Source organism: Citreicoccus inhibens, from assembly GCF_019039035.1.
Classification (GTDB): domain Bacteria; phylum Myxococcota; class Myxococcia; order Myxococcales; family Myxococcaceae; genus Citreicoccus; species Citreicoccus inhibens.
The window spans coordinates 1-11,086 of the sequence record NZ_JAHNZT010000071.1; the positions used below are offsets into that span (position 1 = coordinate 1).

At 66.1% G+C, this 11,086-nt stretch carries 8 protein-coding genes and 1 pseudogene; 2 read left to right on the forward strand and 7 right to left on the reverse strand.

Features of this window, described 5'->3' with window-relative positions:
- From KRR26_RS35505 to KRR26_RS35530, 6 genes and pseudogenes are all read right to left on the reverse strand, one after another.
- Positions 1-254: pseudogene (locus tag KRR26_RS35505) on the reverse strand (transposase); the annotation flags it as partial.
- A 139-nt stretch (positions 255-393) separates the two neighbouring features.
- Entirely contained in the window at positions 394-1,728 is a 1,335-nt protein-coding gene (locus KRR26_RS35510) for a hypothetical protein (protein ID WP_217082062.1), read from the reverse strand.
- Positions 1,725-4,061, reverse strand: a complete 2,337-nt coding sequence (locus KRR26_RS35515) for a hypothetical protein (RefSeq protein WP_217082063.1) — start codon at positions 4,059-4,061, stop codon at positions 1,725-1,727. Before KRR26_RS35515 ends, KRR26_RS35510 begins: the two co-directional genes overlap by 4 nt.
- The gene (locus KRR26_RS35520; protein ID WP_407931761.1) at positions 4,051-5,499 is read right to left on the reverse strand and encodes a hypothetical protein; all 1,449 of its coding nucleotides are present in this window, start codon (positions 5,497-5,499) and stop codon (positions 4,051-4,053) included. Before KRR26_RS35520 ends, KRR26_RS35515 begins: the two co-directional genes overlap by 11 nt.
- A 655-nt stretch (positions 5,500-6,154) precedes the next feature.
- Positions 6,155-7,075 carry a DUF2381 family protein gene (locus KRR26_RS35525; protein ID WP_217082065.1) on the reverse strand — a complete coding sequence of 307 codons (921 nt, stop codon included), beginning with the start codon at positions 7,073-7,075 and terminating at the stop codon, positions 6,155-6,157.
- 64 nt (positions 7,076-7,139) lie between these two features.
- Positions 7,140-9,086 (reverse strand): serine/threonine protein kinase, encoded by a 1,947-nt coding sequence (locus KRR26_RS35530; protein WP_217082067.1) that lies wholly within the window; start codon positions 9,084-9,086, stop codon positions 7,140-7,142.
- Positions 9,087-9,277: 191 nt separating this feature from the next.
- On the opposite strand from KRR26_RS35530, the gene KRR26_RS35535 reads away from it, so the two are divergent.
- Together KRR26_RS35535 and KRR26_RS35540 are read left to right on the forward strand one after the other, a co-directional pair.
- Complete coding sequence (locus KRR26_RS35535) at positions 9,278-9,655, forward strand: helix-turn-helix domain-containing protein (protein ID WP_217082068.1); 378 nt, start codon at positions 9,278-9,280, stop codon at positions 9,653-9,655.
- A gap of 41 nt (positions 9,656-9,696) precedes the next feature.
- Complete coding sequence (locus tag KRR26_RS35540; RefSeq protein ID WP_120211197.1) at positions 9,697-10,044, forward strand: helix-turn-helix domain-containing protein; 348 nt, start codon at positions 9,697-9,699, stop codon at positions 10,042-10,044.
- A 351-nt stretch (positions 10,045-10,395) separates the two neighbouring features.
- On the opposite strand, the gene KRR26_RS35545 is transcribed toward KRR26_RS35540, so the two are convergent.
- A partial coding sequence (locus KRR26_RS35545) for a serine/threonine protein kinase (protein WP_217082069.1) occupies positions 10,396-11,086 on the reverse strand: 691 nt, incomplete at its 5' end.

Genomic DNA, 11,086 nt, shown 5'->3' on the forward strand with positions numbered 1-11,086 from the left:
CCTTCTACCTTCTCCTCGAGGGACTTCGTCACCCGGCTCACCGTCGAGCGCGAAACCTCCTCGCCCATGAGTGCTCGTGTGACTCGGCCCATCTTCCTCGTCGAGACACCCTGGACGTACGCGCTGGCAATCGCCTCGTCGAGATCTTCGCTGCGTCGCTTGTAGCGGCCCAGCACGGCCTCCGCGGAGCCGCTCGCCCTCGTTCGGGGCACGGCCACCTCCAGGTGCCCCATGGACGTCAGCAGGCCACGCACAATGTCGACTTCGGATTCCTCGTCTTCGGATGCTGCATCATGATCCTGCGCCGCCTCTATCCTGACATTTGTTAGAGCCTGTAAGCCTCTTGGATGCCCCGAAACCGGTTGGCTTTCGCCCCACGCCCGACGCAGTCAATTAGGGCCGGTACCGTTCCACCTCTTTGAAGTACTGTGTGAGCGAGTACTCCAACAGCGACTGGCGGGACTGCATGTACCGGCGCGCGCGGAGGAAGGGCAGCCAGACGCGCTTGCCCAGCCGCACCTGGGACTCCTCCATCTTCTCGCGCAATACCCACGTCCCGCCCAACCGTCGCACGAGGACCTCTCCCAGGTAGACGCCTAACGCCGGTATCGTATGCCCTTCGATGACGTCGCGCGTGTAGCGCTCGGGGAAATGGGTTTTCCAGAAGTGGAAGTCGAGGTCCGTGAGCGACTCGGGCGTCTCGTCCATGATGGAGGGCACTTCCGTGTGAAGGACAGCCACGAGACCTTCGGACAAGTCTCCATAGGATTCGAGGACACGCTCCGGACTCGCTACATCTGACGGCAACGCGACTGGCATCCATTCCTCTGGCTCGGGCGGCCGGAAGGCGTTGAATTCGGCAATCTTCCGTTGCCGCTCGCAGATGGCGAACTCATCCGGCAGCCGCGAGAGGAACGGCGCCACGTCGGGGTGGAAGCGCGGCTCGACCGGAACCAGTGCGGCGCTCCGCTCCCTCAGCGTGCGCAGCACCGTGTCGAAGTCGAGGTCCGGCCGCAGGTGAACATGGGCCCGGGCCTGCGCTACGCGCGCCTCGTCGCTGGCGAACTCTGCGGCCGTGGGCCACAGGACCAGGAGGACAGAGCCGTTGGGCAGTTCCTCCACGAGATGCGCGGGCGTCGACAGCATTCGCTCACGACCAACGGACTCCACCAACTTCGGGCCGAAGACGTTCAGCCAGAACAGCTCGTAGACCTTGTCGAACCCATCCCGCTTCCAAGTTCGGTCGTCACGACCAAAGGAAGGGAAGCCCGCGAGCTGCCGGTCGGCAACACTGTGTGCAGCAGCATAGTCCGCGAGAAATTGAGCAGCCCAGGACCGCGCAACTCTTACGAAACTGCGACAGCGCTCTATCTCGGAGAAAAAGGAAAGCGGCTGCACAGTGAGGCTAGTGCTCCAGAGGGACTGCTCCTGTTCAGGTCCGAGAGTAAGCACCAACGATACAGCAGGCCCCTCTGGCCGAACCAATCCAATAATTGCCCCATACTCCTCGCGACGCTCCTCAAGCGCATGCCGCACCGCCTCTCGGGAGTATTTACGCTTCCGATTGGTCTTGACGATTGTTGGCATCCAACCATCGGCATCTCGCTCAAGGCTTTCGAGAAATGGCTCCACGCTGCTCGCCAACCCACTCCTGGCATCAACGGTCCCGTCGAACGTGAAGCGCAGACTATCCACCTTGTTCAAGTCGTGCAGTGTCAGCGCCTTCATTGAAATAGCACCTCTACGCCCGCAATCAGGGTCTCCGTATTTCTCGCCGCACTATCCAACCCGCTTCGCTCCCTAGGCAAAAGCTCTCCGCCTTCATAGACAAGCCGAACCCGCTTTACATTCGCCTGCTGTCGCATACCGTCCCGAAGAATCTTCAGCGTCCCACCGTAGTGCTTCATGGCGTTGCTGGCGTCCGTACTCACCTGCACCGGCAGCGCATTTTCGTCCAGAGCAGCGAGGTTCCGACTCTTGAAGCTGAACGTCTCCACTCGAGGTGGCTGGCCAGGTGAGGGGCGCTCCTCGATGACGAGCACATCCGCGTAGCGAAAGTCTGCCTTCGACACGCCCACGTGCGTCTCGATACGCGGCTGATCGAAGTTGCCGAGCCAGCGCCGCTGCGCCCGGGGCAACGCTCCGTCCGCCTCCAGGATGGCGACCATGGTCCGCTCGAAGGCCATACCCCGAGCATAGTAGGCGCGCATCCCCTGGTAGCCCTCCCATTTCAAGGGGCCTTTGACGGCTTCGCCGGCCTGAATCTCCTTCAGCCGCCGAATGCGGTAGGCGACGTACTCCTGCCAGAGCGGTGCCGCCTGCTCGACGCCTGGCGGTGGCTCCTCCAGCTTCGGGGCCATCTCCTTCAGCAGCTTCACGTCCTTCAGTAGACGCGGCCCCGCAGCCTCCAACTCCGCCTGAAACAGCTTGGCCTTCGCGGCCTCCGCCGCCCCCACCTCGGCGTTCTGGGCGAAGAGGTCCAGGTTGGCGGAGCGCTTCCTTGTCGCTCCGGGCTGTGCAGACTCGCGGCTGGTCCCCCCTCGCGGCGAGGCAGCCCGAGGCGACTCCCGGCTGGCAGCCTGAGCCTCGGCCGTGGACGCCCCGGCTTGGCGTTCGAAGAGCTCCAGGTTGACGGGCCGCTTTCCCGTCCCTCCGCCAGTGGCCGTTGGCTGGACGGACTCGCGGCTGGCAGCCTCCATCAGCACGGCCTGGGCCTTCGCCGGGTTTCCGCGGGCCTCGTACAGCGCCAGCAGCCCCGCCTCCCCCCATTCGGCGGCCAAGAGTGCGCCCTCGCGGCTCGCCTGGAGGTAGCGCAGTAAGTCGCGCGCAGCGTTGATGCCGAGCTGCTCCTCCAGGCGCGTCACCACCGCCTTCATTGTGCCCACGTCGAGCACCGGCAGCCGGAGTCGCCCAAGCCCTCCTCGCGCCTCAACCAAGGCTCGGGAGCCCTTACCCCCGGCGTACATCGCCACCATCAACGCGGCCGGCGCCAACTCCCGGGTGGCCTGCTCGTACTTGCCCCGCACCAGGGAGAACGCCCCATGCCCTGTCCCCACCGCCAGGTAGTAGAGGCCCACCGGCGCCCCAAACGTGAGGTGGTCGACGGCCCCCAACGAGACGCTCCCCGGTGCGAAGTGCCTCCCGGACAGCGCCTTCTGCACCTCGTCGAGCGCGTCCTGGTAGGGCAGCGGGAGTTGGCCACGCTTCGCCGAGAGGTCCTGAAAGCGGGCGCCATCACTCGCAGGGCTGCTGGACAGCATGTCCCTGCCGGTACGCCCCAGCCCACGCAGCACGTCACTGGCTTGCTCGTCTCGCTCCGGGAAATCCTCCAGCGCCAGCCCGCGCCGCTTCAGCTCCTCGCGGACGTAGGGCATGTCCCCCAGCGTGTCCCTCAGTTGCTTGTCTCGGGCCAGCCGCTGCACCACCGCCCGCGCCTCGTCGTCGTAGGCCGCGTGGAGGATGAAGAGAGCGAACACTTCGGAGTACGGAACGCCGTACTTCTCGGTGGCCTCGACGAGGAAGGCTGCGCGCTTGCGGCTGAGGACAGCCGAGGCCTGCGCGTCCATCGGCCCCAAGGCCCCCAGGAGGACGGCGTCCCAGTCCGTGAGGGACTCCACCAGCGCGGGCATGTCCACCCCGCGCTGCATGGTCACGAACTCCGCCGGCGAGGCACACGCCAGGAAGGGCGCCAGCACCTCCCGGCTGGAGTCCAGGCGGGGCCAGCCCGAGGGCAGAGCCTTGCCGCCACAAACAAAGGCCTCGCCCTCCTCGTCCGAGCCCCGCGCTCCCTTCTTGTTGACGGCATTGCCGACAGGCGCTCGCCGGTAGCCCATCGGCGCCGGCTCTGGCGTCCCAACCGCGGAGCCCGACGCCTCCCCCTGGTACACACCCGACGCCGCACTCCTCGCGGAATGGGAGGGCACGGAGAGGGGACTGAAGGGTAGGGCCGCCCCACGGCCCGTCTGGCCCGGCCTCGCCTGCAACGAGGCACACCCGGAGGACAGGAGAGCCACCACCAGCGCGAGGCCAAGCCCGCCGCGCCAAGGCCGCTCAGCGCGCATTGTCCACCCCCAGGCCAACGGAGGCGAAAGTGCCTGGCCGCAGCGTCCCTTCCGCCGTCGGGAAGAGCAGCGTGCCGCCCTGCCCTACCGCGTACAGCTTCCCGCTCAGGAAGCGCCATCGCGCCTGGGCCGAGGCGAGGTAGCGCGCCCCCGGCTGGCCTGCGCCCACCGCGACGCCACCCATCCCGACCGAGAGGTTGCGGTGGAAGAGCTGCGTCTCCAACCGACCATCCACGTCCACCCGGCCCCAGTTGAATACCTCGGTGCCCATCGACAAGCGGAAGTGGCGCTGCCCCAGGACACTCAGGCTCTCCGCGTCCCAGCTCAGAATCACCTCGCCATAGGCCGAGTACCCGTCCGGGAAGAGCGCGCCCGCCTGTGGCACGGCAGTCGGGCCCGCTACCTGGAAGCGCGCCAACTCGTAGTCCGGGCCAAAGGCACCCTGCCGAAAGCCTCCGCGCTGGAGGCGGCCCTCCAGGCGCGCTCGCAGGTCCATCCTCGAAGTCAGGTACTCCGCGCCCAGCCCCGCTACCGCGCCCCACGCGCCGCCCTCTCCGGGGCGTCCACCCCAGCCCGCATTCGCCTGCAGTTCGAAGCCCCCCTCGGGGTTGCGGTGCCGTACGAGAATGGCCGTCCCATCGAGGTGGGCCAGCGTCATCGGCTCCGACGTCCCTCCCGCTTTGCCCCAGTCATGCACTGCGGACAGCGCCAGCGTGTACTGCATGGGGTACGGCTGGCGGCCCATGAGGAGGTGCTGCATGTCCAGGACGACTTCCGCCCCCAGCAGCCGCGCGCCCAGCACGTCCGAGGCGAAGGCCTCCACGTAGAAGGGCCTCAGCATGCCCGTCGCCACCGCCCCCGCAGGGTGGTAGTCCGGGTTGCCTCGGTTGTTGTAGCGGCGCACCAGGTGCCCGGACAGCAGCGTGTAGGACTCCAGGGCGCCCACCCACACGAAGTTCGGTGCGTCGCCCCCCAACGTCAGCATTTGCACCACCTGGCCCAAGTCGGAGAGCTCGTCCCAGTCCTCCTTGCGCACCAGACTGGCGCCCGCCTCTCTTCCCCACATCCGCAGTCGCACTGGAGCGCCCAGTTCGAGCTGAAACAGTCCTGGATTGACGACCTCCAGCCGCGGGTGCACCTGAAGGTAGCCTTCGTCCGTCCCGGCCCCACGTCGGGGCAGTAGTGCCCATGTGGTGGTCTCCAAGCTGAGCCGGTTCGACCAACGCGACGGTGAGCTGGACGTGGGAGGAGGCGAATCACTCTCCTCCGCGTCGCCCCCATTGCCGGCAGCGTCTTCCTCGCCCAACTCGTCCGCGCCCGGCTCAAGCAGTATGCTTTCATCGAGTCCCGGGACGCCCTTGTACTCGGGCGGCACCTCCGCTCGCGAGACTCCAGACAGCAGCACGGCCACAACTGCCCAGCTTCGACACATGCACATCGACGCCTCCGGGGAATGCTTTGACTTGGGTGAAAGACAGACGCTCCCCGTTCGGATCGACCTGGCGCCGGCCCGTGGGTGAACGCTCACGCTGATGGAGTCGCCAACCGCTTGGCCAAGCCAGCGTATGGACAGACGTGTCCCACTACGGCGCCGAGAGTCCCCAGCGCCGCATCACGACTCCGATGAAGGACAGACGCATCCCACTACGGCGCCTGGAACCCCAAGCGCCGCACCACGACTCCAACGCAGGAGTCCCACTACGGCGCAGGGGAGCCCCAACGCCGAATTGCAACTTCAGGAACTCAGATCACGGCCAGCGGAGGACTGCCCCACGAGGGCACAAGGCGACCGTCGCACAGCACGCAGCACGCACGAGGGCCACGCACGCGCCATCAATGGCGCCGCGACAGACACACTCCAGCGCAGACGGGAATCACGAGGGCGGCTCGGAAAGGTCGCACTCGGCAGGTGCAGAATGACTGCTGGACGGCAGGCAAGAACGTGTCCGCGTGCACCTCTGTGAAAGAAGCTCATGGGTCCCTCCAGACCTCAACAAACTGCATCCATCAGATGCAGTCCATTGAACCCTAAAAGGACATTCCCGACAAGAGCTGTCAGCGGGGACAGACCATCGCCGCACCAACGAACGCTCCTACGGGAAGACTACATTGCTGAAGGTGACGGTCCGGCGCCCATCAGCATCCCAGAGCTTGAGGGTAAACGGCCCTTGAGGAGACTCCGTCGAGGACTCGGCCTCCACAACCACTCGCTGGGTATCCGGGCCCGAACCAAGAGGGCCAGACTGCCAAACCTGGAGGACCTTCAGTTCTTCGTTAGCCCTACTCCGGAGAGTGGCCTCCTTGGCAGTCCAAGGTTGGGCGTCTGCCACTGGCTTGAGGCTGAGTTCTACGGCCACCCTGCGGGCCGCACGATATGCATAGACAAGGTGTTTCGCCGCGGCCCCTCCTGGAGCCAGGGTGGCAACCTTGGTCAGGTCTCGAGGTTCGACTCCGCGTTTGTCGAGAACTGCGGTCGAGATCAGTCCCGTCAACCCATCCGGAGCGCTCCCCTCCGCCTGCAAGCGCGCGATCTCCTCTCTGCACCTCTCCGCCTCAAGGCGCGCCTGCCGAACTTCCTCCTGATATGTCTCAACCCCCCTCTTGCGCCGGTAGACTTCGACCTGTGCCTCTGACCTCGCAGGATGCGCGACCAGGATGAACGTCGCGCTGGCAGGGGCCGCGCCATCCCTAAACCGCACAGTCAACTTGAGCCGTTCTCCTGCGGAAATCACCTCTGATGGGACCAAGCGCAAGGTATTGCGGCCAGTGTCCACCATCGTGAATCGCTCGCGTCCCTCAAGGACCAGTCCTTCTTGACTCACCTCCGAGTCAAAGAGGAACACAGTCGAGAGACCCGGGCTCACTGCCACTTGTACGGCAGGCAGAGAATCATCCGAAGCCAGTTCGATTCTGCGAACGCTCAGCCCCACGGGGGATGAGGAAGACTGCGCTAGCGCCGCGCCTCCGCTAGCGAGCAAGAGGCAAAGCAGTACGCCCGACCATGAATGATGCACGCGACTTTTCTCCTGGACAAAGCCAGCAGTTGCAACTCACGAGCGTCTGCTCAACATCGTTACGTCATTCAAACTCGCTAACCGCCTTGACAGTAAAGGCAGAGTACACGCGAGCCCTACCAGACCCCCCTCCTCCGCCTTCTATCTCCAATCCACGCCCTCCGGAGCTGTCGAGCACCTCCAAGCACACAGGGAAACTCCCCTTGTTCGTCCGCGCTCGCGTCATGCGGCCATAGAGACGGTCGCCCACAATAAGCCGACCAGACAAAGTCCCGGTGCCATGGTCCAGCAGTAGGATTTGTGCAGTGCCTTCCCTCACTGTTACGTATTTTTCTTCCCCGCGGACGAAGCTCGTCAGCGCCTCGTCCCCAATCCGAATGCCCAGCATCTTCATGCCCTCCTCAGAGCCTGCAGGGCACGGTTCAGGCTCTGGCGGAGGGCGCACCTGAGGGCCAGTGCAAGCCAGCGCACCGCAGAGGGCAGTCGCAGCCAGCGCAGAACGCGCACTCTTCGCGGCACGCTTGGTGGGCGTCGGAGGGGCAGAGGGGGTGTCACTCATCGGCGTTGTCGTCACGGCGGCAGTCACCTTGGGTAGCGTCGCAGCAGGTGCGACGGCCGCAGGTGTGGCCTCCGGCCCGGTAGGAGCTGCGGCTCGGGCAGCTTGTGGTTTCTTTGCATATGGCGCTACTTCTTGGCTGTGGGCTGAAGCCCCCTGCAGAGGGGCGGCCGGGCGAAGGAGAAAGGCCCCCGAGGCGAAGGCCATGCAGAACAGGCCCGCGCCCAACACCCGGCCCTTTCTAAGACGCGAGAAGAAGGTGCGCCGCCCCACCTCGGGGACAAAGGACTCTGTCGTCGCGCGTGACAGGTCCGACGCCTCACGCGTCGGACCAGGCCGCGACGACTCCTTGGAGAGAGCAGCTCCAGCGCCAGGAGGCAGCACAGGAGCCAAGGCCACGGGTGCATTCTCGGGCAGCCCCTCGACGGGCCCTGGCGGAAACTCATCAGGCGCAGGGCCAGGCGGCACCCCTCGGCGCAACTTGCGCAGCGGGACTTTCATCCACTTCAGCCACTTGTCCCCACCCTCCGTCGTCGCGGAGTGCGGCCCATACGTGTCGCACAGGGGAGTCGTCCAAGCATCCCCTTCTGCATGAGCCAACAGCCCTTCGAGGGCCGCGCAGACAGCATTCGCGTCGGGACGCGCGGCGGGCTCCTTCTCCAGCAGCCGCATGCACAACAGGCCGAGCCCCTCGGGGACGAAGCGGTTGGCGAGGTGAGGAGGCACAGGGGACTTGCGGATGACACCCTCGACGTAGCTTGCATCTGTCCCTTCGTCGAAGGGCCACCTCGCCGTGAGGAGGCGGTACAGGACTATGCCCAGGGCCCACACGTCATCCGAAGGCACGGACTCGTAGCGGGCGCTGCTTTGCCCCAGGTGCTGCCGAATGAATAGCCAGGCCTCCGGGGGCCGGTACTCCATTGTGCCCGGCGGCAACAGGGACTGGGTGACGCCCGGGGCGCCCTTGTAGGCTCCAATGCCGTAGTCCACCAGCACCGCCAGGCCGTCCGCGGCGCGCACCATGACGTTGGCGTCCTTCACGTCCCGGTGCACCACTCCCGCCGCATGCGAGGCCGCCAGGGCCCGCGCCACGTCCAGCGTCACCTTCGCCACTTGCTGGGCCGAGGGGTTCTCCTCCCTCACCCACGTGCTCAGCTTCCGCCCCTCCACGTACTCCATGGCAATGAGGGCGTAGTCGCGCCCCTTGTCCTGCCAGTACGAGAAGCCGCGAATGCCCACCACATTGGGGTGACTCAAGCGCAGGAGAATGGAGACTTCCTTCTCCACCCGTCCCTCCACGCGCTGCCGCTCCACCAGCTTCAACGCGCAGGGCTGCCCATCATTCGTCGCGAGGTACACGGTGCCAAAGCCGCCCTTGTCCAACTGCCGCACCACCGTGTAGCCCTTCACCACGTCCCCGGGGGACAGCACGGCCGGGGGGCCGTCGTCCCTCATGGCGACTTCCTCTCGGAGACTTCGAACAACAGGACTGCGGCTCCGTGCATTCAGCACCCTCCCCGGCGCGGGCCGGACGCTACCAGAAGCCCCGGGAAAGCAGGTGCACTCTCCTTCTGGCAGCAAGCCTGAAGCCCTGATGACTGCACCTGACAGGTGCAATTTCAAAGCTACCTCGGTATGATTTGGGCATGTTCATCCAGCCGCCCGCCCCGCCCCCTCCAGCCGAAGGGCCCCCTCGCCCACTCTCGCAGGTGCTTGGCGAGACGGCGCGCGAGGCCCGCCTGCGCGCTCGCCTCACTCAGGCCGAGGTCGCCAGCCGCTCGGAGATTGCCACCTCCGTCTACCAGCGACTCGAGCGCGGGCGCCTGCTGCCCAGCCTCCCCACCCTCTACCGAATCTGCACCGCCCTGGGGCTCTCGCCGAATGAGTTAATGGGCTTCCCTTACAACCTACCTGCGAGCGAAGCCTCCATCTCCTCCGCCCGGAAGGAGCTACTGCACCGCATGCGCCAGCTCAATGAGCGCCAGGCCTTTGCACTCCTCCGCTTCCTGCAAGGCTTCCGTTGACTGCCTCCACACTCCATTTTGGGTAGAGTCACGAGCACCTCATGAATGAAGAACTTGCAGCCACCATTGGCGCCATCAGTCGTGCGGCCCGGGAGCAGATGGGCCTCACTCAAGCGGAAGTCGCGGACCGCGTGGGGCTGGTGCCTCCCGTCTACAGCCGACTGGAGCGCGGGCAAATGCTGCCCAGCGTCCCGACGCTGTACCGCCTCTGCACCGAGCTGATGCTCTCCCCGGAGGACTTGCTGGGCCTCGCGGACTCATCGGCGAAGGGCCCTCGCACCCGCCCCGAGGACGACAGCAACCTTCGCCGGCTTCTCTTTCTGGCGAGGAAGCTGGACGAGCGGAAGCTAGACGCGCTCGTCCGCATCACCACCGAGTTGGCCCGCTGACAGCTTCGCGAGCGGCGGGCCGCTACGGCTCGCCGCGCGCCTTCTGACGGCAAAGGCGAGCCACCTCCCCCCGCGTCCTCGTCGACGTGGCGTACCCTCGGGGTGTCCGGCTCGACGTCCACCGTCACGACGTCGCCCGCGTGAGTCCGCGTGTGGCACCACCTCGGGTGCTCCCGGAAGCCCTGCCCCACCGAGCCCCTGACGTTGAGTGACAGCTCGGGCTTGGCGCTGGACGCGGCGTCAGGACGTCGCAGCCACGACAGAGTCGCGGACAGGACGCCGAAGTCCGCCACTCCTGCCGTGGTGAGGGACTGGCCGCTTACCGCGACTCGAAAGCAGAGCCTGGGTGGCCTACGCCTTCTTGAGGGCCTGTAGCTCGTGTGCGTCCAGCCCCTCGGGGTACATACCGCCCTCCCCAAACTCCACCTTGTCGCGCATGCCCCCGCCTTCAGAAACCACGAGGGCGGCCTCTCGCGCCGCCTCCGCGCGCCCATAGGGCTGGGCCGACAATGCCTGGGCTGCCCCGCGGAGGGCATCGCGCAGGTCCGCCGCCGAGGCGAATCTCTCATCCGGGTTGAGCCGCAGGGCCGTGTGCAGCACAGCTTTGACTTCGGGAGGAAGCCGGGACACCGCCCTCTCGACGAAGTCCGCGTCGAGGGTGGCCATGAGCGCCTCCATCTGCTTCAGCGGAAGCGTAGGCTGCTTCTCCAGCCGGAGCTGACTCTCCTTCGCCCTGGGTGGCACGTCCTGCACGTCAAAGAGGTGCAGGCCCGTCAGGGCTTCCACCAAGAGAGAGGCGAGGCTGAAGACGTCGGAGCGCGGCGTCAGGGGCTCCCGCTGGAGGTACTCCGGGCTGACGTACGCGACGTCGCCCCGCAGCAGACTCTCGGGCGACTCCTCGCGCCCCACCAGCAACGAGTACGCGGAGCCGAAGTCCAGCAGCTTCACCTCTCCGTACTTGCCGACAATGACGTGCCGAGGGCTGACGTCCCGGTGAATAATGCCCAGCGGCCTTCCTCTCGGACTCGTCAGAGTGTGCGCG